Source organism: Leifsonia poae (assembly GCF_050632865.1).
Lineage (GTDB): Bacteria > Actinomycetota > Actinomycetes > Actinomycetales > Microbacteriaceae > Leifsonia > Leifsonia poae_B.
On record NZ_JBODSA010000003.1, the window covers coordinates 1083554 to 1106058 of the forward strand.

The 22505-nt window shown below is 71.0% G+C and carries 25 protein-coding genes; 7 read left to right on the forward strand and 18 right to left on the reverse strand.

Translation table 11 applies throughout. From position 1 onward, the window contains the following. Nucleotides 1-8 precede the first annotated feature (8 nt). Nucleotides 9-299 (forward strand): hypothetical protein, encoded by a 291-nt coding sequence (locus tag ACRAWB_RS15670; protein WP_431354168.1) that lies wholly within the window; start codon nt 9-11, stop codon nt 297-299. Nucleotides 300-368: 69 nt separating this feature from the next. Here ACRAWB_RS15670 and ACRAWB_RS15675 read toward each other — a convergent pair whose 3' ends face one another. From ACRAWB_RS15675 to ACRAWB_RS15705, 7 genes are all read right to left on the reverse strand, one after another. Continuing rightward, nucleotides 369-1286, reverse strand: coding sequence for an SDR family NAD(P)-dependent oxidoreductase (locus ACRAWB_RS15675; protein WP_431354169.1), 918 nt, complete (start codon nt 1284-1286; stop codon nt 369-371). A 3-nt stretch (nt 1287-1289) separates the two neighbouring features. Next, the gene (locus tag ACRAWB_RS15680; RefSeq protein WP_363805857.1) at nt 1290-1604 is read right to left on the reverse strand and encodes a chorismate mutase; all 315 of its coding nucleotides are present in this window, start codon (nt 1602-1604) and stop codon (nt 1290-1292) included. A gap of 17 nt (nt 1605-1621) precedes the next feature. After that, entirely contained in the window at nt 1622-2947 is a 1326-nt protein-coding gene (locus ACRAWB_RS15685; RefSeq protein ID WP_431354170.1) for an FtsX-like permease family protein, read from the reverse strand. Continuing rightward, nucleotides 2944-3645 carry an ABC transporter ATP-binding protein gene (locus ACRAWB_RS15690; RefSeq protein ID WP_431354171.1) on the reverse strand — a complete coding sequence of 234 codons (702 nt, stop codon included), beginning with the start codon at nt 3643-3645 and terminating at the stop codon, nt 2944-2946. The genes ACRAWB_RS15685 and ACRAWB_RS15690 overlap by 4 nt, the downstream gene beginning before the upstream one ends. 101 nt (nt 3646-3746) lie before the next feature. Then, complete coding sequence (locus ACRAWB_RS15695) at nt 3747-5225, reverse strand: glycosyltransferase (protein ID WP_431354528.1); 1479 nt, start codon at nt 5223-5225, stop codon at nt 3747-3749. A gap of 116 nt (nt 5226-5341) precedes the next feature. Continuing rightward, nucleotides 5342-6031: a CE1759 family FMN reductase gene (locus ACRAWB_RS15700; RefSeq protein ID WP_431354172.1), complete on the reverse strand. Its 690-nt coding sequence runs from the start codon at nt 6029-6031 to the stop codon at nt 5342-5344. Between the two features lie 41 nt (nt 6032-6072). After that, complete coding sequence (locus tag ACRAWB_RS15705) at nt 6073-7260, reverse strand: LLM class flavin-dependent oxidoreductase (RefSeq protein WP_431354173.1); 1188 nt, start codon at nt 7258-7260, stop codon at nt 6073-6075. 145 nt (nt 7261-7405) lie between these two features. Here ACRAWB_RS15705 and ACRAWB_RS15710 point away from each other — a divergent pair, with 145 nt between their 5' ends. Next, nucleotides 7406-8323: a DMT family transporter gene (locus ACRAWB_RS15710; protein WP_431354174.1), complete on the forward strand. Its 918-nt coding sequence runs from the start codon at nt 7406-7408 to the stop codon at nt 8321-8323. 112 nt (nt 8324-8435) lie between these two features. Beyond that, a complete protein-coding gene (locus ACRAWB_RS15715) occupies nt 8436-8633 on the forward strand; it encodes a hypothetical protein (protein ID WP_431354175.1) in 198 nt (65 codons plus the stop codon). Between the two features lies 1 nt (nt 8634). On the opposite strand, the gene ACRAWB_RS15720 is transcribed toward ACRAWB_RS15715, so the two are convergent. From ACRAWB_RS15720 to kynA, 11 genes are all read right to left on the reverse strand, one after another. Further along, a complete protein-coding gene (locus ACRAWB_RS15720; RefSeq protein ID WP_431354176.1) occupies nt 8635-9663 on the reverse strand; it encodes an alpha/beta hydrolase in 1029 nt (342 codons plus the stop codon). A 97-nt stretch (nt 9664-9760) separates the two neighbouring features. After that, complete coding sequence (purL, locus tag ACRAWB_RS15725) at nt 9761-12079, reverse strand: phosphoribosylformylglycinamidine synthase subunit PurL (protein ID WP_431354177.1); 2319 nt, start codon at nt 12077-12079, stop codon at nt 9761-9763. A gap of 88 nt (nt 12080-12167) precedes the next feature. After that, the gene (locus tag ACRAWB_RS15730; RefSeq protein ID WP_431354178.1) at nt 12168-12992 is read right to left on the reverse strand and encodes a hypothetical protein; all 825 of its coding nucleotides are present in this window, start codon (nt 12990-12992) and stop codon (nt 12168-12170) included. Next, nucleotides 12989-13546, reverse strand: coding sequence for an RNA polymerase sigma factor (locus tag ACRAWB_RS15735; protein WP_431354179.1), 558 nt, complete (start codon nt 13544-13546; stop codon nt 12989-12991). Before ACRAWB_RS15735 ends, ACRAWB_RS15730 begins: the two co-directional genes overlap by 4 nt. Before the next feature lie 87 nt (nt 13547-13633). Next, the gene (gene purQ, locus ACRAWB_RS15740) at nt 13634-14332 is read right to left on the reverse strand and encodes a phosphoribosylformylglycinamidine synthase subunit PurQ (protein ID WP_431354180.1); all 699 of its coding nucleotides are present in this window, start codon (nt 14330-14332) and stop codon (nt 13634-13636) included. Further along, nucleotides 14332-14592 (reverse strand): phosphoribosylformylglycinamidine synthase subunit PurS, encoded by a 261-nt coding sequence (gene purS / locus ACRAWB_RS15745; protein ID WP_431354181.1) that lies wholly within the window; start codon nt 14590-14592, stop codon nt 14332-14334. Before purS ends, purQ begins: the two co-directional genes overlap by 1 nt. Before the next feature lie 49 nt (nt 14593-14641). Further along, nucleotides 14642-15352 (reverse strand): PaaX family transcriptional regulator C-terminal domain-containing protein, encoded by a 711-nt coding sequence (locus tag ACRAWB_RS15750; RefSeq protein WP_431354529.1) that lies wholly within the window; start codon nt 15350-15352, stop codon nt 14642-14644. After that, nucleotides 15352-15495 carry a hypothetical protein gene (locus tag ACRAWB_RS15755; protein WP_431354182.1) on the reverse strand — a complete coding sequence of 48 codons (144 nt, stop codon included), beginning with the start codon at nt 15493-15495 and terminating at the stop codon, nt 15352-15354. The genes ACRAWB_RS15750 and ACRAWB_RS15755 overlap by 1 nt, the downstream gene beginning before the upstream one ends. Further along, entirely contained in the window at nt 15488-16765 is a 1278-nt protein-coding gene (locus ACRAWB_RS15760; RefSeq protein WP_431354183.1) for a kynureninase, read from the reverse strand. Before ACRAWB_RS15760 ends, ACRAWB_RS15755 begins: the two co-directional genes overlap by 8 nt. Next, entirely contained in the window at nt 16762-18015 is a 1254-nt protein-coding gene (locus ACRAWB_RS15765) for an amidohydrolase family protein (RefSeq protein WP_431354184.1), read from the reverse strand. Before ACRAWB_RS15765 ends, ACRAWB_RS15760 begins: the two co-directional genes overlap by 4 nt. Continuing rightward, nucleotides 18012-18872, reverse strand: coding sequence for a tryptophan 2,3-dioxygenase (kynA, locus tag ACRAWB_RS15770; RefSeq protein WP_431354185.1), 861 nt, complete (start codon nt 18870-18872; stop codon nt 18012-18014). The genes ACRAWB_RS15765 and kynA overlap by 4 nt, the downstream gene beginning before the upstream one ends. A 153-nt stretch (nt 18873-19025) precedes the next feature. On the opposite strand from kynA, the gene ACRAWB_RS15775 reads away from it, so the two are divergent. Genes ACRAWB_RS15775 through ACRAWB_RS15790 form a run of 4 tightly spaced genes read left to right on the forward strand, consistent with a single transcriptional unit; the run spans nt 19026 to nt 22505 of the window. Next, nucleotides 19026-19982 (forward strand): phosphonatase-like hydrolase, encoded by a 957-nt coding sequence (locus ACRAWB_RS15775; RefSeq protein ID WP_431354186.1) that lies wholly within the window; start codon nt 19026-19028, stop codon nt 19980-19982. Further along, complete coding sequence (locus tag ACRAWB_RS15780; protein ID WP_431354187.1) at nt 19979-21142, forward strand: zinc-binding dehydrogenase; 1164 nt, start codon at nt 19979-19981, stop codon at nt 21140-21142. The genes ACRAWB_RS15775 and ACRAWB_RS15780 overlap by 4 nt, the downstream gene beginning before the upstream one ends. A 28-nt stretch (nt 21143-21170) precedes the next feature. Continuing rightward, nucleotides 21171-21773 carry a uracil-DNA glycosylase gene (locus ACRAWB_RS15785; protein ID WP_431354188.1) on the forward strand — a complete coding sequence of 201 codons (603 nt, stop codon included), beginning with the start codon at nt 21171-21173 and terminating at the stop codon, nt 21771-21773. A 60-nt stretch (nt 21774-21833) separates the two neighbouring features. Continuing rightward, a complete protein-coding gene (locus ACRAWB_RS15790; RefSeq protein ID WP_431354189.1) occupies nt 21834-22505 on the forward strand; it encodes a TIGR00645 family protein in 672 nt (223 codons plus the stop codon).

Below are 22505 nucleotides of genomic sequence, written 5' to 3' on the forward strand. Positions count from 1 at the left end.
TGGAAGATATGAAGGTGGTCGGTCTGATCCAGAACAGCGAGACGCGCGAGTTGACGGCGGAGGCGGACGACGCCCAGTCGGCGCGGGCGCTGATCGAGGAGCAGGTCCCGGAGGGCTTCGAGCTGCTGCAGGTGCACAACGCGATGCCGCGCGGCGGTCGCGTGATCGCGAAGGCGATCATCCGCGAGAGCGCGGTCGCCGAGATCGAGGCGGAGGGCCCCGACTACGCCTCCGCCCGCGACGCCCTACGCGCCGCAGTCCCCGCCTCCCACCGCCTCCTCTCGATCGTCGTCGCCTAGCCGGCCCCCGAGCACAGGAAAAACGTTGCCCTTCGACTCGAACGGCGACGTTTCTCCTGTGCTCGACGGCTAGGGGAGGGGGAAGGGCTGGCCGGAGGCGGCCTCGAGGAGCGGCCAGAGGCGGGCGCCCTGGCGCGGGGAGCGGGTGGCGCGCGTCGCGGGGGCGTGGGCGGGCGCGCCCTTCGTCCACAGCGCGGGGCCGAGGTGGTCGCCGCCCGAGATCGTGGGGTCGAGCACGGCCCGCACCGGGACGTGCGCGCCGTCGTCCTTCCCCTGCGTCCACGCCGCCTGCAGGTTGTCCGCGAAGCGCTTCAGCCGCGACGGCTGGTTGACGCCCCGGATGCCGGGCGTCCGCCCCGACGTGGAGTAGCCGGGATGCACGACGATGCTCTCGACGGACGACCCCGCCGCACGCAACCGCCGGTCGAGCTCGAACCCGAACACCTGCGCCGCAATCTTGGAGCCCGAGTACGCACGCCAGGAGGTGTATCCCTGCTCCAGCTGCAGGTCGTCCAGGCGGAGCCGTCCGAGACGGCTGGCGAGTGAGCCCAGGGTCACGATCCGCCCGTCGTCCGCGATCGCGGGAAGCGCCCGTGCGACCAGGCGGAAATGCCCGAGAACGTTCGTCGAGAGCACCAGCTCGTTGCCGTACGCGTCGGTCCGGCGCGTCCGCGGCGGGTGCACGATGCCCGCGTTGAGCACCAGCGCATCCACCCCATCCCGGGCCAGGAGGGAGTCGGCGGCCGCGTCGATCGAGCGCCGGTCGGTCACATCCAGCGGCAGCGCCTCGACGCTCGCGCGCGGCACCCGCCGGCGGATGGCCGAGACGGCCGCCTCGGCGCGCTCCGGGTCGCGGCAGCCGAGGACGACGTGAGCGCCCGCGCCTGCCAGCTGTTCGGCCGTGAAGTACCCGACCCCCGCATTCGCTCCGGTCACCACGACCGTCCGGCCCCGCGCATCCGGCAGGGCCGCCGCGTCCCAACCCACCGGCTACTTGCCGTTCTCGACGGCGATGCGCTCGTGGTGGTGGATGACCTCCGCGACGATGAACGTCAGGAACTTCTCCGCGAAGGCCGGGTCGAGGTGGCTCTCCTCCGCAAGCGCCCGCAGGCGCTGGATCTGCTGCTTCTCGCGCTCCGGATCCGCCGGCGGCAGCCCGTGCTCGGCCTTCAGCGCGCCCACCTGCTGCGTGAACTTGAACCGCTCCGCGAGCATGTGGATGACCGCGGCGTCGATGTTGTCGATGCTCTGACGGATGCTGTGCAGCTGCTCGAGCGCAGCTTCCACGTCGCTGTTCTGGGGCATGCAACGACCCTACTGGGTCAGAGGCTGGGCGACGGCTCAGCGAGCACGCGGTCGAGCACCGGCCGGGTGGCGAGGAGCGACGCCCACACCAGCAGGACGCCCGCGGCGAGGCAGCCCGCCACGACGGCGAGGGTCAGCGGCTGCACGAGGAGGCTCGCGCCGGTGAGCGGCAGGAGCACCACCGCGGCCGTGGCCGCCGAGCCGACCGTCGTGATGCGCAGCGGCGACAGCACCGCCCGGCTGCGGGCCGCGTTCATCTCGGAGATGGGCATTCCGATCCGGTCGAGGCTGACGTACAGGTCCCGCCGGTCGAGCACCGCCGCCGCCTGGTTGACCCCGGCAGAGCAGGCGACCATCAGGAAGGACGCCGCGACCGTGATGATGACGCCGGTGCGGATGTCGGCGAGCAGCGGGTCGCCGTCGCCGCCCCCTGCAGCCTCCATCAGGGCGGTGCCGACACCGGCGAACACCGCCATGAAGCTGGTCATCGCGACGCCCGAGACCTGCCGCCAGGCGGCCTTCGGCGACTCCAGGATGCTGCGCGCCGCGAGCAGGCGGCGCGCGTTGCGTGCGCGGCGGGCCTGGGACGCGGCCATCCGCTTCAGCACCCACGGCCCGATGAGGTTGAGCACCGCGATGCTGCCGCCGAACGCGACCGCGATCACGAGGAGGAGCACCGTCGCGCTGAACGCCACGACCTGAAGCGCCGAGACCAGCAGCACGATCACGCCGATCGCGACCACGGTGAGCACCGCCCGGAGCCAGTGGATGCGCGGTGCCTGCTGCCGCGTCCTGACTCCGAGCGGCGACAGCACCACCCCACGCAGGCCGACGACCGCGCTGACCGCCGCCAGGAGGGCGACGCCGAGGACGGTCAGCGCGATCCACCCCGGGCCGAGCAGCGCCGAGAACCCGAGCGGCCGCCCGCGGAACGGGATGAGCCCGACCAGCGGCGCAGCGAGCAGCGCGAGCACGACGCCCGCGACCGCGCCGGCCACCGCGAGCACGGTCGACTCGATCACCGTGAGCGCCCGGACCAGCCGCGGCGTCGCCCCGAGCAGCCGGAGGCTCGAGAGCCGGTCGTCCCGGCGCCGGGCGGACAACCGTGCCGCGGAGCCACCGAGCGCGACCAGCGGAACGACGAGCAGCGACAGCGCGACGACGGCGAGCAGCTGGTAGAGGCCGGCCTCGTCGTCCGTCCACGAGAAGAACGCCTGCGCGCCTCCCGCCACGATGAGCAGCAGAGCGGTGACGACCGCGAACGCGAGGATGGGGAGGACGACGGTCGAGCGGGCGGAGGCGCTGCGGCGCGCGAACAGCCAGGCGAGGCGGAGCGTCGTCATCGGCTCGCCACCTCGTCCACGATGCGTCCGTCGGCGAGACGGACGACCCGCGAGCACCGCGCCGCCACCGTCTCATCGTGCGTGACGACCACGAGCGAGCGCCCGCGTCCGGTGGTCGAGCGGATGAGCGCATCCATCACCTCCGCCGAGGTGGCCGAGTCGAGCGCGCCGGTCGGTTCGTCGGCGAACACCACGGACGCGCCGGTCGTCTGCGCACGGGCGATGGCGACGCGCTGCGCCTGCCCGCCGGACAGCTCCCCGATCCGGCGCGACTCGAATCCGGCGAGCCCGAGCGCGGCCAGCCACATCGCCGCCGTCTGCTCGGCCGCCCGGCGGTCGGCGCCGGTCAGCATGAGCGGGAGCGCGACGTTCTCGACCGCGGTCAGCTCGGGAAGCAGCAGCCCCTGCTGGAACACGAACCCGAACTCCTCCCGCCGCAGGCGCGACCGCCCCGCCTCGCCCAGCCGCGTGACGTCGACCGACCCGCTCGCCGTCGTGAGCACGACCGTGCCGGCGTCCGGCGCGACGATGCCCGCGAGGCAGTGGAGCAGGGTCGTCTTACCCGAACCGGACGCGCCCATGATCGCGACCGAGTCGCCGGGATCGACGCGGAAGTCGACGCCCGCGAGCGCGGGAGAGGAGCCGTAGGACTTGCTGAGGCCGGAGGCCGCGAGGGCCGGAGCTGGTGCCGAGGTCATGCTTCCAGCGTGGCCGGGCGCGGCGCGGGGGTGCGTCGGCCGGGAGAGGCATCCTGGGGCGGCGGGGTCATCCTCGGGATGTGGTCCCGGGGTATGACAGGTCAGCTCGTCGCGACCCGCCCGACCTTCTCCGTCTTGTCCCACTTCGCCTCGGTCCCGGCCAGCTCCTTCAGGTAGGAGTCGAACGTGATCGCGCACAGGAGCGAGCCGTAGCCCGCGAGGTAGATCAGGGCGGGGGCCAGCCAGCGGCCGGCGCGGGTCTTCTCCGCCTTGCGGGCGAGCCAGGCGACGACCATGGAGAACGGGATCCAGATGTAGATCGCCAGCGTCAGCACGAAGAGCGTCGGGCCGGACAGCGTCCAGCCGAAGAGGCCCGGGAGCCAGACCAGCATCACCGGTGGGAACAAGGCCGTGACCATGACCAGCATGTTGATGATGCCCGGGAACAGGATGACATGGCCGAGCGTGTGCTTGGTCGTGGAGCCGTCGGTCTGCGAGCCGAGTATCAGGACGAAGAGGTAGGCGAGCGCCGCCGAGATCCACAGCACGCGGAACACGTTGGTCGCCAGCTCGTCCTGCAGGAACAGCAGCCCCGCCAAGCCGATCGCCGACGTGATCATGATGAGCGGCAGCAGCCACAGGCTGAACCAGACGATACCGAAGCTGATCCCACCGAGGTGGTGCCTCCGCGACGGACGGAACCAGACCTTGGCGTAGCGGGCCGTCACGGTCACGTTGCCGCGGGCCCAGCGCAGACGCTGCTTCCAGAGCGCGTCGACCCGGTTCGGCTCCTCGGCGAGGACGTGCGCGTGCGGCTCGAAGACGACCTTCTTTCCCAGCAGCTGCGTCTCGAACGTGGTGATGGTGTCCTCGGCGAGTGACGAGGTGTCGATGCGGCCGCCGATCGCCAGCAGGTTCTCGCGCGTGTGCAGCTGCGCGCCGCCGGCCAGGCAGGCCTGTGCGCCGAGAACGTTCTGCGCGCGGCGGGCCGCAGGCTGCGAGAGCACGTACTCGACGCCGACGAACTTGGTGAGGTAGTTGCGCTCGCTGCTGCCCTCGCGGATGTACGCCGAGACCGCGCCGACGTCCGGGTCGGCGAGGTGGCGGGTCATCCGGCGCAGCGAGTCCGGCAGGTAGATGACGTCGGCGTCCATGATGAGCAGCGCCTCCATCCAGTCGTCCTGGAGGATGCGCTCGATGCCGTGGTTGAGCGTGTGCGCCTTGCCCTGGCCGCCCTGCTCGCGCCGGAACAGGTAGACGTTGCCGGGGTAGCGCGCCGCGCGGTCGCGGACCACGTCGGGGGTGTCGTCGGTGCTGGCGTCGTCGACCACGTAGATGCGCAGCGCCTCGAGCGGATAGTCGAGCTTCATCAGCCGGTCGATGGAGGCGCCGATGACGGCGCCCTCGTTCCAGGCCGGGACGACGATGGCGACGCGGGGGAGGTACGGCGCCGCCTTCTTGTAGTGGTTGATCCACGCGTGGAAGGGGATGACGACGAACGTCGCGGCCGCGGCGATTACCGGGATGAGCCCCGACAGCGCGAGGATCAGGCACACGATCACGCCGATCCAGTGCAGCACGCTGAGAACGTCCAACCCCAAGACCTCCCTGTTCTACCCTGCAGACTACCGCGCGGGAACGGCAACGGGCCCCGGCGCTCGCCGGGGCACGTTCGCGGACGGAAGGCTGTCCGCTGCTATCGCCGGCCGGGAAGGCTTCCGCCGGTGGCCAGGCGCATGAGGTCCGACTCCAGGTCGATGCCGAGGGCGTTGCCGCCCGCGGAGCCGAACTCGTGCTGGTAGCTGTCCCACGAGGTGTCGGTGATCTTCGCCTCGACCTCGGACTCCATCAGCACGACGAGTTCGCGCGCCGCGCGGTCGATGCGCTTGGCCAGGGACGAGTCCTGCCAGTCCTCCGTCGACGCGAACACCGAGGTCGGCGCGGTCATCGTGCGGAGGAAGGCGAACAGCGACCGCATCTCGCCGTCGACGACCAGCGCGTGCCGGGCGGTGCCGGCGGTCGCGCCGAGGACGACGGGCTTCGCGATCAGCAGGTCGTTGTCGAGCACCTGGAAGAAGGAGGTGAACAGCCCGCTCGGGCCGGCCTTGTAGACCGGCGCCGTCGCGATGATGCCGTCCGCCGACTTCAGGGCCTCGACCGCCTTCGTGAACTTCGGGCCCAGGTGGCCGGACGCGAGGGCCGCGCCCAGCTCGGGCAGCAGCTCGCGCAGGTCGAGGTTCAGCGTCTCCACCGTCCGTCCGTCGCGCTGGGCGTTCGCCTCGACGCGCAGGGCGAGCCGGTCGGCGAGCATCTTGGTGGATGACGGGTCGCTGACGCCCGCGTTCACCACCACGACCCGGAACGGCCGCTGCTCGGTGCTGGTCATGATCTTCCTTCTCTCGTTCGTCGGTTCGCGTCCGTGGTCGCTCAGAGCGACGGGTAGCTGGCCTGGAACTGCTCCTCGGTGTCCTGGTAGGGGGACGCGCCGGTGACGTTGTCGCCGCGGTTCGCGTTCGGGCGCGGCTGGCGCGGGGCCTCGTCGCCGTACTTCGCCTTCACGAGCGACGCGTGGGTCGGGGCCTCGGGGGTCTCGGGATCCTTGCGGGCCTCGGTCTCCTTGCGCAGCACCGGGATGACGTGCTCGCCGAGCAGGTCCAGCTGCTCGAGCACGGTCTTGAGCGGCAGACCGGCGTGGTCGACGAGGAACAGCTGGCGCTGGTAGTCGCCGGCCCATTCACGGAAGGTCAGGGTCTTGTCGATGATCTCCTGCGGGCTGCCCACGGTGAGCGGGGTCGCCTCCTCGAACTCCTCCATCGTCGGGCCGTTGCCGTAGACGGGGGCCTCGTTGAAGTACGGACGGAACTGGTCCTTCGCGTCCTGCGAGTTCTTCGCGACGAACGCCTGGCCGCCGAGGCCGACGATCGCCTGCTTCGCGGTGCCGTGGCCGTAGTGCTCGAAGCGCTCGCGGTAGAACGCGATGAGGCGCGCGTAGTGCTCCTTCGGCCAGAAGATGTTGTTCGCGAAGAAGCCGTTGCCGTAGAACGCGGCCTGCTCGGCGATCTCCGGGGTGCGGATGCTGCCGTGCCACACGAACGGCGGGACGTCGTCCAGCGGGCGCGGCGTGGAGGTGAAGCCCTGCAGCGGGGTGCGGAAGCGTCCCTCCCAGTCCACGACGTCCTCATGCCAGAGGCGGTGGAGCAGGTTGTAGTTCTCGAGGGCGAGCGGAAGGCTCTGACGGATGTCCTGACCGAACCACGGGTACACAGGTCCCGTGTTGCCGCGGCCGATCATCAGGTCCATGCGGCCCTTCGACAGGTGCTGCAGCATCGCGTACTCCTCGGCGATACGCACCGGGTCGTTCGTGGTGATCAGCGTCGTCGAGGTCGTCACCGTCAGGGTCTTGGTGAGGGCGGCGATGTGGGACAGCAGGGTCGTCGGGGACGACGAGAAGAACGGCGGGTTGTGGTGCTCGCCGACGGCGAAGACATCCAGCCCGACCTCCTCCGCGTGGGTGGCGATCTTCACGATCGCGTCGATGCGCTCCGCCTCGCTCGGCGTCACACCGGACACCGGGTCGCGGGTGATGTCGCTGACGGAGAAGATTCCGTACTGCATGTCTGGCTCCTCTTGTTTGTCTCGCCGTTTCTATGCAAATGCATACAACGTCGGGCGATAGAAAGTATTCCCGCTGGCCGGATGTGGTGCATCCCTGTCCGATTCTCGCGCGCGGAGGGTCCCTGGCGCCCGCTAACGTCGAAACGTGAAGGTCGCTGTGCAGTTCGTCGCGATGGGGCTCGTCTGGGGAGCGAGCTTCCTGTTCATGAAGGTCGCGCTGGAGGGCGTGAGCTTCGGGCAGGTGGCGTGGGCGCGTCTCGTGTTCGGCGCCATCACGCTGGGCGTCATCGCGCTCGCGACGCGTGCCCGCCTCCCGCGCGAGCCGATCGTCTGGGTGCACTTCACGGTGGTCGCCGTCACGTACTGCGTCATCCCGTTCCTCTTGTTCGCCTGGGCCGAGCAGTACGTCTCGTCGAGCCTGGCCAGCATCTACAACGCCGTTACGCCGATCACGACGGCCATCCTGGCCACCGCGGCCTTCCGGGTCGAGAAGCTGAATCGCGACCAGGTCCTCGGTGTCCTCGTCGGCATCGTCGGCGTGGTGATCGTCGTCGGACCGTGGGCGGTGGATGCGCTCGCCGGCAGCCTGTGGGGACAGCTCGCCTGCCTCGGCGCAGTCACCTGCTACGGCTTCAGCTTCGGCTACATCCGACGCTTCATCAGCCCGCGCAACGTGTCGTCCACCACGAGCGCGTTCCTCAACATCGGGCTGGCGGCGGTGATCATGGTGCTGCTGACCCCGATCGTCGCCTGGCATCCGATCGACTTCAGCTGGCCGGTGCTCCTCTCCCTCCTGGCGCTCGGCGCGCTCGGGACCGGCGTCGTCTACATCTGGAACATGAACGTGCTCCGCGCGTGGGGGCCGACGCTGACGTCGGGCGTCACGTACGTCACACCGGTCGTCGGGGTCGCGCTCGGGATCCTGGTGCTGGGTGAGCACCTGACCTGGAACGAGCCGGTCGGCGCGGTGGTCGTGCTCGCCGGCATCCTGCTGACGCAGCAGCGGGTGCGGGTCCTGACGCGCCAACCTGTGGAAACGCATAAAAGCCCGGACATCGCGTAAGGAACTCCGCGTCCGCCCGTCTTTTCTAGTGAGGCATCTCATCCACGAGATGGAGTCCTCGGCGCTGCGAGCATTTCGTCGCGCCTTCCCGAGAGGCAAAACAGGAGTCGGAATGTACAACAGCGGGGGAATCCTCGTCGGGATCGGAGCCACCGGCACGACAGTTCTCGCGAGCACCGGGTCCAGTCTCGCGTGGGTGGCGTACTCGATCGCGGCAGCGTCGGTCGTCATCGGCGGGCTGCTGGCACTCCGGTCCCGGATGCTGAAGCGACACGTCGATGAGAGCGACGGCGAGGCCGTTACCGCCTGAGTCAGGCGGCGTCGTTCGCGGTGTCGGCCTGACTCGTGCGCTCCCGGAGGAACGCGACGGTCGCACTGAGCGCTTCCCGCGCCTCCGGGAAGCGCAGATGGAACTGGTACTCGTGCGGCAGCGCGGGTTCGTGGTCGACCGGCCAGAACAGCTCCGTCACGTCGACTCCCGCTGCACGCAACGCCGCTGCCAGCGGGACGGATTGGGTTGCGGTGAGGCCGTCGCCGTTGCCGCCCGAGACGTACGCGGGCGGAAAGTCAGCGGTCACGAATTCGAGGGTGGACATGGTGCGTCCGGCCGGGCTGTCCGACCAGTCCTTCGTGCCGGCGTACGCCCACATCGCGGTCTTGAAGCCCCAGCCGAGCAGTCCCGTGAGGTCGGCGAGGGCATCCAGGTCGTAGACGCCGCAGTTGAGGACGACGCCGGCCAGCTGATCGCCCCCCACAGCCGGTGCGATGCCGACGAGATCGGCGTACTCGGCGTTCGTCGCCAGCACGGCGAGCTGGCTGGCCAACTGGGCACCCGCGGAGTCGCCCGCCAGGACGATGCGCGAGGGGTCGATCCCGTATTCGTCGGCGTGCGCCACCAGGTGCGCGAGCGCGTCGTTCAGTTGCCGGATCGCCGTCGGATAGGCCGCCTCCGGCGCGAGGGTGTAGTTCAGTCCGACGGTGGTGAAACCCTCTGCGGCGAGGATGCGGAGGTACGGCTCCACATCCCAGCTCGAACCCGACAGCCACGCCCCGCCATGCACCCAGACGACCGTGGGGAGCGCACCCTCCGCGTCGGAGGGACGGAAGACGTCGAACGTGAGACCGCCGGCTGCCGGCCCGACGGGCACGCCGGTGCGAGCGGTCACGCCGCCCGGCACGAACGGCAGCATCTCGGCGACGGTCTCTCGGGCGCCCTTGGTGAAAACCCGCCGGATGAGCAGTGCCGACGGCCACGGCGTGGCTCGCAACGCCGCGACCGCGCCGAGCGCGAGAACTCCGAGACCGACGACGAGGGAGGCGAGGACTCGGCGGGCACGCATGAGCCCACCGTATCGAACGCCCGCCAGCACAGGAAAAACGCTCCGAATCGCAGGGATTCGGAGCGCTTTTCCTGTGCTCGGCGGCTGGGGGCGCGGGTCAGGCGACCGTCGGGCCGAAGTGCTCGGGGAGGGTGGAGCGGTGCACGCCGCGCAGCTCCTCCAGGCCGATGGTGAACTGGTCCTGCACCTCGAGGACGGGCTGCGCGCCCACCTCGGCGTCGGTGACGCCGATCCGCAGGGCAGGGATGCCGCGCCCCTCGCAGAGGCCGCGGAACTTCACGTCATCCTCGCGCGGGACCGTCACGATCACGCGGGCGGTCGACTCCGAGAAGAGGGCGGTCGCCGCATCCACGCCGTCACGCTCCTGGATCTCGGTGAGCCAGACGCGCGCGCCGACGCCGAAGCGCATGACCGACTCGGCCAGCGCCTGCGCGAGCCCGCCGTCGGCGAGGTCGTGCGCCGACGAGACGAGACCTTCCTGCGCGGCGGCGTGCAGGGCCTCGGCGAGCGAACGCTCCGCATCCAGGTCGACCGCCGGCGGGTGTCCGCCGAGGTGGCCGTGGATGGTGCCCGCCCAGGCCGAGCCGTCCAGCTCCTCGCGGGTGGTGCCGAGCAGGTAGATGTTCTCGCCCTCGTCCTGCCAGCCGCTCGGGATGCGGCGTGCGACGTCGTCGATCACGCCGAGCACACCGACGACTGGGGTCGGGAAGATCGGGGTGTCGCCGGTCTGGTTGTAGAAGGAGACGTTTCCGCCGGTGACCGGGATCTCGAGCTCGAGGCAGGCGTCCGACAGACCCTCGACGGCCTGCGAGAACTGCCACATGACCTCGGGGTTCTCAGGGCTGCCGAAGTTGAGGCAGTCGGTGACCGCGACCGGCACAGCGCCGGAGGCGGCGACGTTGCGGTACGCCTCCGCGAGGGCGAGCTTGGCGCCCTGTTTCGGGTCGAGCTGGCAGTAGCGGCCGTTGGCGTCGGTGGCGATGGCGAAGCCGAGGCCCGACTCCTCGTCGACGCGGATCATGCCCGCGTCGTCCGGGAAGGCGAGCGCGGTGTTGCCGCCGACGAAGTAGTCGTACTGGTCGGTGACCCAGCCCTTGTCGGCGAGGTTCGCGGAGCCGAGCAGGGCGAGCGTCTGCTCCCGCAGCTCGTCACCGGTCGTCGGGCGGGCGAGCACGGAGGCCGAGTCGTCCTGCAGCGCGTCGATCCAGGTCGGGTAGGCGACGGGACGCTCGTACACCGGACCGTCGACCGCGACCGTGCGCGGGTCGACGTTGACGATCTCCTCGCCCTTCCAGTTGATGACGAGGCGGCCGGTCTCGGTGACCTCGCCCAGCACACTGGTCTCGACGTCCCACTTGGCGGTGACCGCGAGGAACGCGTCCAGCAGCTCCGGCTTGACGACGGCCATCATGCGCTCCTGGCTCTCCGACATGAGGATTTCCTCGGCCGTGAGGGTGGGGTCGCGCAGCAGCACCTTGTCGAGCTCGATGAACATCCCGCCGTCGCCGTTCGAGGCCAGCTCGCTGGTGGCGCAGGAGATTCCCGCGGCGCCCAGGTCTTGGATGCCCTCGACCAGCTTGTCGCGGAACAGCTCCAGGCAGCACTCGATGAGCACCTTCTCGGCGAACGGGTCGCCGACCTGGACCGCCGGGCGCTTGGTGGGGCCGCCCGCGGAGAAGGTGTCGGACGCGAGGATGCTCGCCCCGCCGATCCCGTCGCCGCCGGTGCGGGCGCCGAACAGGACCACCTTGTTGCCTTCGCCGGACGCGTTGGCGAGGTGGAGGTCTTCGTGGCGGAGCACGCCGACCGAGAGCGCGTTGACCAGCGGGTTGCCCTGGTACACCGGGTCGAAGTAGGTCTCGCCGCCGATATTCGGCAGGCCCAGGCAGTTGCCGTAGAACGAGATGCCCGAGACCACGCCGTGCACGACGCGGGCGGTGTCGGGGTTGTCGATGGCGCCGAAGCGCAGCTGGTCCATGACGGCGACGGGGCGCGCGCCCATCGAGATGATGTCGCGGACGATTCCGCCGACGCCGGTCGCGGCGCCCTGGAACGGCTCGATGTAGGACGGGTGGTTGTGCGACTCCACCTTGAAGGTGACGGCCCATCCCTCGCCGACGTCGACGACGCCCGCGTTCTCGCCCATGCCGACCATGAGGTTCTTCTTCATCGCCGGGCTGACCTTCTGGCCGAACTGGCGCAGGTAGATCTTCGACGACTTGTAGGAGCAGTGCTCAGACCACATCACCGAGTACATGGCCAGCTCGCCGCTGGTGGGTCGGCGACCCAGGATCTCGCGGATGCGCGCGTACTCGTCCTCCTTGAGCCCGAGCGCCGCGAAGGGCTGCTCCCGCTCCGGGGTCTCGATCGCGTTCGCGACGGTGTCGACGACGTGGGCGGTTGCGGTGTCGGTCACGCGGGCACTCCAGGCTGGGCGGGGCTGGCGGGGATGTGTCCAGTCTACCGGGCTTGCGCGGAGTGTCGGGTGGCGGTCGGCCCGCCCCTCAGTCGCAGAGGTCGACGACGCTGTCGTAGGTCGACGACTGCATGTGGATCACGGTGCGGGCGCCGGATGGCGCGGTTGCGACCTGGAAGACGAGGTATCGGCCCGACGTCGGCCCGACGGCATACGTCGTGAAGCCCATGCTCTCGTCGTACCTCGAGTGCGACTTCTGAAGGTCCGGGTACGCGGCCATCAAGTCGCTCTCCGTCGAGCCGAGTCGGATGCCGGCCTCGGTGGACGGCGAGGCGGGAACGATCTCCTCGGAGGCGGTGCGGACGGAGAAGGCCGCGTACGTGAGCACCGGGTCCTGCACGGCCGTTCCGCGTTTGTCGTCTTCCAGCAGACTGATTTCGACGGTGATGTCCGGCGCCGACTCGCTCCAATACCCCGGCGGGCAGTCGATGGTGTCGTCGACGGCGACCAACTTGGCCGCCGCCGCCAGGGCCGCAGAGGACTCGCCGAAGCGGACACCGCCGACCTGATCGAACCCCAGAATCCAGGTGGCGGGGTCCGCCGGATCCTCACTGGGCGCGGGCAGCGGCGCTGTCGCGGTCGGCGTGGGCGTCGGCGTGGGAGTCGGGGTCTCGGTGACCGTCGGCGTCGGCGTCGGGCTCGGCGCCGCGACCGGCGTCGGGTCGAGCAATCCCGTCCCGAGCGCGTAGGCGACCGAACCGCCGGAGATCGTCAGCGCGAGCACGACGAGGGTGGCGACGAGCGCGGTGCGCTTCCGTGCGCCGGCGCGACCGGGGTGTGCCTCCGCGTTCGCCACCACGAGGTCGCGGATCGCAGCCTTTCGGCGCGGGTCGAAGGTCGGCTCGTCGTTCATCGCTCTCCTCCGTTCAGTTGAAGTGCCGGGTCCTGCTGCAGCAGTTCGGTCAGGCGTGCTTTCGCACGAGAGAGCCGCGACTTGACCGTGCCCGGCGCCACGCCGAGAGCGGCCGCGGCGTCGGCCGTGCTCAGCTCCTCCAGCACGCAGAGGGTGAGGATGTCCTGGTCGCGCTTCGGCAGCCGAGCGAGCGCGGCGCGCATCGCCGACCGGCGGGCGTCGCGGTCGATCCGGTCGTCGACGGCGTCCGCGTGGTCCGGTGCGTTCTCCGGTGGCGGCAGCTGCTGCAGCCCCTCGCGATAGCGGCGGGACGCCCGCGCGTAGTTGCGGAACACGTAGTTCGTCATCACCAGCAGCCACGCGACGACGGACCCGTTCACCTCCCGCATGGCGTCTCGCCGACGCCACGCCTCCAGGAAGACGACCGCCGTCACGTCCTCCGCGTCATGGAGCGACGCCGTCATCCGCAGTGCTTGCCGGAAGACGCGGTCGTGGTGCAGGTCGAACAGGTCGCCGAAGGCATCGGCGTCGCCGTCGCGCACGCGTTCGAGCACTGACGGCTCGTCGAGTCGGATTCCCCTCACAACTATGAAGTGTCCGCGATGAGGGGTGCGGTTCCCGAGAACCGGGAGGACTTTCTCCTACGCCTCGACGAGCGCCGAGCGGATCACGGAGGTGAAGAACGTGAGCCCGTCGGTGCCCGAGCGCATCGCGTCGCGGGTGTCGGGGCCGAAGCCCGGCTCGACCGCGTGCTCGGGGTGCGGCATGAGGCCCACCACGTTGCCGCGCTCGTTGCGCACGCCGGCGATGTCGTTCAGCGAGCCGTTCGGGTTGACGCCCTGGTAGCGGAAGACGACCATCCCCTCGCCCTCGAGGCGGTTCAGCTCGTCGGCCGAGGCGATGAAGCCGCCCTCGCCGTTCTTGAGCGGGATGACGATCTCCTGGCCCTGCTCGAAGCCGCTCGTCCACGGCGTGGAGGCGTTCTCGACGGTCAGCTGCTGGTCGCGGCGGATGAAGGTGCCGTGGTCGTTGCGGATCAGGCCGCCGGAGACGAGGTGCGCCTCGGCGAGCATCTGGAAGCCGTTGCAGATGCCCAGCACGGGCATCCCGGACTTCGCCGCGTCCACGACCTCGGTCATGATCGGCGAGAGGGACGCGATGGCGCCGCAGCGCAGGTAGTCGCCGTACGAGAATCCGCCGGGCAGCACGAGGGCGTCGACACCCTGGAGGTCGTGCTCGCCGTGCCAGAGGGCGACCGGCTCGGCGCCGGCGAGGCGCACGGCGCGCAGGGCGTCGCGGTCGTCGAGCGAGCCCGGGAAGGTGATGACGCCGATGCGCATCAGGCGTCGACCTCGGCGGGGTAGTGGATGCCCACCACGTCCTCGATCACGGAGTTCGACAGGATCTCGTCCGCGATCTCCTTCACCGTCGCGCGGACGTCGTCGTCGATCGGGCCGTCGACGGTCAGCTCGAAGCGCTTGCCGACGCGGACTCCGCTGACGACACCGCGCCCGGTGCGGGCCAGGGCTCCGGCCACCGCCTTGCCCTGGGGGTCGAGCAGCTCGGCTTTCGGCATTACTTCGACGACGATGGTCGGCACGGGGATACTCCGCTCACTCGGGCGACAAGGTGGGGGTTCGCTGTCGATTCTACCGTGCCGCGGCGACGGTTCGAGCGGGCCCGGCGACGGCGGCGACGTGGGCGACGGCGCGGTCCTCCAGCCGTTCGCGCAGCCGGCGGAAGAGGACGGCGGAATCGGCTCCCGGCCATCCCACCGGCAGTTCGGCCGAGGGGAGGCCCGGGTCGCGGTACGGGATGACGCGCCACTCGTCGAGGGCCCGGATCCACAGGGCGAACGCTTGCGCGTCGTCGGCCGGGGCCGCCTCGCCGCCGAAGCGTGCGAGGAACGACTCGTGCACGCGGCGGATCGCCTCCAGGTCGTACCAGCGGGCGAGCCCGGCGGCGAGGTCGCCCCGCGGCGCCGCATCCGCGAACAGGACGACGTCCGCCTCCCCGGCGATATCGTGCGCGGTCGCGGCGAGCTCGTCCTCGAGGGCGGCGGGCGCGATCCACAGGCCGTCGGCGACGGTGCCGCAGCCGAGCGCCGAGAGCCGGCGGCGGAGGCGGTCACGGCTTCCGCGACGGCGTTCCGGGAACGAGAACGACAGGAGGCACCACGCCGTCGCCTCGACGCGCTCGCCGAAGATGCGGTCGTCGCCGCGCTCCAGCATGGGGACCGCCGCCGGTTCGAGGGCGTAGCCGGCCACGCCGTCCCGGGGCTCCCGGCGCAGCACGCCGCGGGAGCAGAGCCGCGCGAGGCTGGAACGCGCGGTGGCGGCGGGGATGCCGAGGTCGCCCATCAGGCGCACGGCTCCCCCGCGCTCATCCAGCCGCCGATGGGGCGCAGGACGCTGCCGACGAGGGTGCGGAGGAGGGCGGTGGCGCTCCCGCTGCTCGCCTCCAGGTCGTCGCGTGCGGCGTCGCGTGTGGCGTCCTCAGTCATCGTGGGCGAGCTCGCCGAGCGCATCCCGCACCGCGGCCATCCCGGTGCACAGCTCCTCGAAGCTCGTGCTGAATGGGGACAGGCCGATGCGGAGGCCGTCGGGGTCGCGGTAGTCGGGGATGACGTCCCGCTCCCACAGCAGTGCCGTCACCTCGCGCATGGCCGGGTGGCTGAGGGTGATGTGGCCGCCGCGTCGCTCCGGATCGCGCGGGCTGGCGAGGGCGACGCCGAGCGGGGTCAGCCATTCGTCCGCGAGAGCGATGGCGAACTCCGTGAGCGCGACCGACTTCGCCCGGACCGCGTCGATGCCGGCCTCCTCGATCATCCCGATGGTGTCGCGCATGGCGAGCATCCCGACGATCGGGGGCGTGCCGCTGAGGAAGCGGCGCACACCGTCCGCCGGCTCGTACTCGGGACCCATGAGGAAGACGTCGCGCACGCCCATCCACCCCTGGATGGGCTGGGTGAGGCGCGGGATGAGGCGCCTGTTCACATAACCGAAGGCGGGGGAGCCGGGGCCGCCGTTGAGGTACTTGTAGGTGCAGCCGACCGCCAGGTCGACGTCCGCAGAATCGAGGTCGACGGGGACGGAGCCGGCGGAGTGGCAGAGGTCCCACAGCACCAGGGCGCCCGCGTCGTGGACGATGCGGGTGATCGCGGGCAGATCGGCCAGGAAGCCGGAGCGGTAGGCGACGTGGCTGAGCACGACGAGCGCGGTCCGCGGGCCGACGACGGCGGCGACCTGCTCGGGCGTGACGCCGGCCTCGGTGTCCGCCTCGACCCAGACGAGCTGGAGGCCGCGCTCGCGCGCGATGCCGTCGAGGAGGTAGCGGTCGGTCGGGAAGTTGTCGGTGTCGAGCACGATCTCGCTGCGCTCGGGGAGGCTGTCGACCGCTGCGCGCGCCAGCTTGTAGAGGAGGACCGTGGTCGAGTCGCCGATGAACGTCTGGCCCGGCGCGGCGCCCAGGGCGGCGCGGCCGAGATCGTCGCCGATCGTGAACGGCAGCTCCATCCACTCCTCGTCCCAGCCTCGGATCAGCCGGTCGCCCCAGCCGTCGAGGAGGAACCGCTGGATGCGCTCGACGCTCGCGCGGGTCGGGCGGCCGAGTGAGTTGCCGTCGAAGTACGCGGTGACCTGCGAGCTGCCGTCGTCGATACCGGAGAAGCGGGTGCGGAAGGGGGCGAGCGGGTCGCGCGCGTCGAGTGCGCGAGCCGCGGTGACGGGGTCCGGGTCGAGGGAGGCGGGAGGGGCGGTGTCGAAGTCGGTCATCGGGGCTCCGGGGTCGCTGCGGTGGCGTCTGTGGGGTCCGTGGATGCGGTGAGCAGGGCGGCGACGGTGAGGCCGCGGGCGGTGGCGAGCCAGTCGGGGAGGGCGGTGGGGTCGAGGTCGGTGCCGGCGAGTGCCGTGGTACCGCCGGCGGTGGTGGCGTCGCTGGGCGGGGGCGTCGGCACCCAGGCGACCCGCGGGCCGATGGTCGGGACGCGGTCGTCGTCGGGGCGGCGCAGGCCGGCGATGGACTTCACGACGGTGACCGGCGGCAGGCCGGCGTCGAGCATCCCGCGCAGCTCGCGTGCGTTGACGCCGACGGCGAGGGGACCGTTGCCCAGGTCGGTGCCGTACAGGACGCGGCCGCCGGCGCGGGCGAAGCGACCGAGGTTGTCCGACGCGATCGCGTGCTCCTTGGTCGGGTCGCCCCAGCCGTGGATGTCGAGGGTGCTGACCCAGCTCATCCCACGGCGCACCGACTCGGAGATCAGGTCGTCGTCGAGTCGTTCGGTGAACGGGGTGTGGGCGAGCTGATCGGCGCCCGCCGCGAGGGCGCGGGCGGTCTGGCCGGCGCCCTGGACGTGGACCGTCACCGGGACTCCCTGCGCGTGGGATTCGGCCACAACGCTGTGGAGAACCCGATCATCCACAGTTTCGCCCGCGTCGGTGTTGAGGGTGACCTTGATACGGGAGGCTCCCAGCATGACATTCGCACGAACCGCCAGCCTGGCCTCGCGTTCGCCGCCGACCTCGGTAGAGGAGCCCGGCGGCCCCCACCCGGCGTTGACCGGGTAGCCGCCCACGCACGTGATCAGGGAGCCGACGATGGCGACCGATGGCCGGGAGAGGTCGTCGGTGAGCCAGCCGGCGGCGACGGCGGGGATCCACCCGAGGTCGATCGCGTGCGTGATACCGCCTGCGAACATGGCGTGCTGGTCCGTGAGGCCGAGGTGCGTGTGGTGATCGGTGAGGCGTGGGAAGAGGGTGCCGGGGAGGCGGTGGTGGCGTGCGCGGGCGTGCGCGGGCACGTGGTCGACCGGGTGCAGGCGCTCGCCGTCGGTGCGGAACGTGGTCTCGCCGAGGAAGCGGTGGCCGTTCCAGACGGCATCGACGGTGAGGTAGGTGTCGGGGGCGGCGGTGCCGATGGTGTCGGCGGTGCCGGTGGTGTCGGCGTTGCCGGTGCGGTCGGTGCCGGCGGCCTCGCCGGTGCGGCCGGCGCCGTCGGGCTTCGCTCCCGGCCGCTCGTCGCTCATGCCGGCGCTCCGATCTCGGTGCGGACGGCGTAGAGCTCGGGGAAGAAGGTGAGGTCGAGCGCCTTCTGGAGGAAGGCCGAGCCGCTGGAGCCGCCCGTCCCCGTCTTCATACCGATCGTGCGCTGCACCGTCTTGAGGTGACGGAAGCGCCAGAGCTGGAAGTTGTCCTCCAGGTCGACGAACTCCTCGCAGGCCTCGTACTCGGGCCAGTGCTCGGTGGCGTGCTCGTAGATCTCGCGGAAGACGGGGGCCAGCTCGGGCGTGAAGACGTGGGCCTGGGTCACGTCGCGGTCGAGGAGCGCAGCGGGGACGGCGAAACCGGCCCGTGCCAGGTAGCGCAGGAATTCGTCGTAGATGCTCGGCGCTTCCAGCAGCTCCGCGAGGAGCGCGTGCGCGGCCGGGTCGCTCTCGAACACGCTGAGCATGCGACGGTTCTTGTTGCCGAGCACGAACTCCACTGCCCGGTACTGGTACGACTGGAAGCCCGACGAGTTGCCGAGGAAGCCGCGGAACTCGGCGTACTCCGTCGGCGTCAGCGTCGCCAGCACCGACCACTGCTCCGTCAGGGTGCGCTGGATGTGCTTGACGCGGGCGATGCGCTTGAGCGCGGGCGGAAGGTCGTCGGCCCGCAGCAGGTCGCGCGCCGACTCCAGCTCGTGGAGCACGAGCTTCAGCCACAGCTCGGTGGTCTGGTGCTGGATGATGAACAGCAGTTCATCGTGGTGCTCCGGATGGCTCACGGGTCGCTGGGCGCTGAGGAGCGTGTCCAGGTCGAGGTAGGAGCCGTACGACATCCGCTCCCGGAAGTCGGTGACGATGTCGGGATCGAACTCGCGGGTGTTGTCGCCGTCGGCCATGCTGCAATTCTGCGCCGATCGTCAAGGAAGTGCAACAGCGGTTTCTTCGTCTCCCGTCGTCCTCTCGCCGTTCACCCGCGCTTTACCGGCAGTTGCGTGGACCTTCGCACCCGCCTCATAACGTGACGGCATCACGGCAGGAGAGGCGCGACGATGACCCCGGACGGACGGATCACCAGCGAGTTCGACGACGCAGGCGGCATCGAGCGCGCGGCGGGGGAGCCGTGGGACGCGCGCGTCTGGGCCGCAGGGTCGGGCGGATACGACTGGGACGACCTCGGCGGCGGTGGCGGTGACGACTTCGAGGATCCGGACGACGTCGCGGACTCCGACCGTGACGATGCGCGCGACGACTCTCCGGAGACCGACGACCGCGACGACGACCTGGCCGACCTCGAACTCGTGGTCCTCGACCTGTCCGGAACCATCGTCGCGGATGAAGCCCTCGTCGAGCGCGCGTTCGACCGGGCCGCGTCCGCCGCGGGTATCGGGACCACGCCCGAGGTGCGGCGGACGGCGTGGGGCTTCGTCCGCGAGACCATGGGCCAGTCGACGATCGGCGTCTTCCGTGCGCTCACCGGCGACGACGACCAAGCCGAGCACGCCAACGCGGTCTTCGAGTCCGCGTACGTCGAACTGATCGCGCGGGAAGGCGTGACCGCGGTGCCCGGCGCCGAGGACGTCATCCGGCGACTGCAGACGACCGGCGTCGATGTCGCCCTGGTCACCGGCTTCTCGCGACGGGTCCGCGACGCGCTCCTGGACGCGCTCGGCTGGCAGCTGCTGGCCGACGTGGTCCTGAGCCCGGAGGACGCGGGTCGCGGCCGTCCGTTCCCCGACCTGCCGCTGACGGCACTGCTGCGCACCGGTGCGTCCTCGGTCGAGGGCATGGTCGTGGTCGGCGACACCGCCAGTGACATCGCGTCCGGGCTCGCGGCGGGAGCCGGGCTCGTCGTCGGGGTCCTGACGGGCATGCACGATGAGCAGACCCTGCTCGACACCGGTGCTGATGCGGTTCTCCGCAGCATCGCAGGCCTGCCGGAACTGCTGGGCTACGACACCCCGGGCCTCGTGAGCGCGGACGCCGTCGCGGCGCCCGGCGCACGGTGACGGTCAAGGCGGTCACCCCGCGCGTCGTCGAGCCGCCGGCGCGGCTGGGGATGGGGGTGAGCGTGTACCCGTCCGCCACCGCGATGGTGTGGCCAGGCGAGGGGCATACGCACGAGGCGGTCGCGGTCCCGGGTGTGCGGCTGGCGCCCGGTGACGTCCTGGTCGAGGTCGAGCTGGCGACCGTCTGCGGCTCCGACCTTCACACCGTCCAGGGTCGACGGCAGGCGCAAGCTCCCCTGGTCCTCGGGCACGAGCAGGTCGGACGCGTCGTCGCGCTCGGACGCGGCGGCGCGAAGACGACCGACGGGCGCCGCGTGACGCTCGGCGAACGAGTCGTCTGGTCGGTCGCCGTCCCCTGCGGTCGGTGCGTCCGCTGCCGCCGCGGGCTGCCGCAGAACTGTCTGAACCTGCAGAAGTACGGCCACGAGCGGATGCGGCGCGGCTGGGAGCTGTCGGGCGGCTTCGCAACGCACACGCACATCCTCGAGGGCACGCCGCTCGTGCGGGTGCCCGACGACATCCCCGCCGAGGTGCTGGCACCGGCGTCCTGCTCGACGGCGAGCGTCGCAGCGGCGCTGGAGGCCGCCTCCCAGATCGTGCCGCTCGACGGTGCCCTGGTGCTGGTCGCCGGCGCGGGGATGCTGGGACTCACCGCCACCGCCATGGCGACAGACGCCGGCGCACGCGTGGTCGTCAGCGAGCCGGTGGCCGAACGCCGCGAGGCGGCGAAGGCCTTCGGCGCGGTCGCGGTGGCCGACCCCTCAGCGGGCGCCGATCGGGCCCTGTCCCTCCCCGCGGTGCTTCACAGGGCGGGCGGCCGCGCTGCGGTCCCGACCGTCGCGCTCGAGCTCTCCGGCGACCCGTCCGCCGTCCGCTCGCTGCTCGGCGCGATCGATGTCGGCGGCGTGCTCGTGCTCGTCGGATCCGTGACGCCCGGACCGGAGCTGGCCGTCGCCCCCGAGCAGCTGGTGCGGAACCTCCTCACCATCCGCGGCGTGCACAACTACGCGCCCCGGCACCTGGAGCAGGCGGTGCGGTTCCTCGCCGACGCCTGGGACCGCTATCCCTTCGCCGAGCAGGTCGGCGAGACGTACGCGCTCGCCGACGTCGACCGTGCGCTCGTGCCGTCGACGCACCCCCGCATCGCCGTCCGGCCCTGACCGAGCGGCGCGGTCGTAGCCTGGGGTCGTGTTCGACCGCTTCTTCGACCTGATCCGCGCCGTCCCCGCCCCCGCGGACGCCGAACTGCTCTTCGGCGACGACGACCTCGGCCGGCTTCGCGAGCGCAACCTCCGCCGGTACCTCGCGGCCCCGCACGCGCCCATCCTGCTGCTCGGCGAGGCGCCGGGCTGGCGCGGGATGACGGTCACCGGTGTGCCGTTCACGTCCGTGCGCGAGGTGGAGGCGGGCGTGCTGCCGGGACTGGAGCTGCCCGCCGAACCGCAAGCGCCGTGGGAGGCGTCGAGCCGCGTGTTCTGGGACACCATGCGCCAGTGGACGGGTCCGCTCCCGCTCTCCTGGCCGGTCTATCCGCACCACCCGTTCGTCGCGGGGCGGCCGCAGACGAACCGGACGCCGCGCTCTTCGGAGGTGCGCGCGGGCGCTCCGGTCGCGGACGAGCTGATCCGGGCGCTGGGCATCGAGACGATCGTCGCCGTCGGGCGCAAGGCGCAGGGCTCGCTCGCCGAGGCGGGCATCGAGGCGCCCGCGATCCGGCACCCGGCGCAGGGCGGGGCGCGGATGTTCACGGACCAGCTGCTGGCGCTGAACCACGCCATGCTCGAAAGCTGAGCGTCCTCTCACGAATCTGTATTTATGATGTCCTGACACCCCCGAACGACGAGGACATCCGTGACCGAGACCGCCGAGGCCACCGCCCCGACCGCCCCGACCCCGCCCGCCACCACCGACCCGCACGCTCAGCCGCACCCCCACGCCCCGGCGCACCCACGCCCGCCCGCGCGCCGCCGCCCCCTCGCGAACGGCATCGGCTCGCTGATCTTCTTCAGCCGCTGGCTGCAGGCACCTCTCTATCTCGGCCTCATCGTCGCGCAGCTCATCTACGTCTGGGTCTTCATGACCGAGCTGTGGCACCTCGCCGAGGAGGTCATCGCGCATCCCGGCTCGATCAAGGAGGCGGACGTCATGCTCGCCGTCCTCGGCCTGATCGACGTCGTGATGATCGCCAACCTCCTGATCATGGTCATCATCGGCGGCTACGAGACGTTCGTCTCACGCGTCAACGTCGATGGGCACCCCGATCAGCCCGAGTGGCTGTCGCACGTGAACGCCAACGTGCTGAAGGTGAAGCTGGCGATGGCCATCATCGGCATCTCGTCCATCCACCTCCTGAAGACGTTCATCGCCGTGGGCGACCTGGGGATGGCCGGCGGCGGTGCCCTGGGCTCCGAACGCTATACGCCGCAGGGCGTGTTCTGGCAGGTCGTCATCCACTGCATCTTCATCCTTTCGGCGGTGGCGCTGGCCCTCATCGACCGGATGTCGCGGACCAAGCGGGCCTGA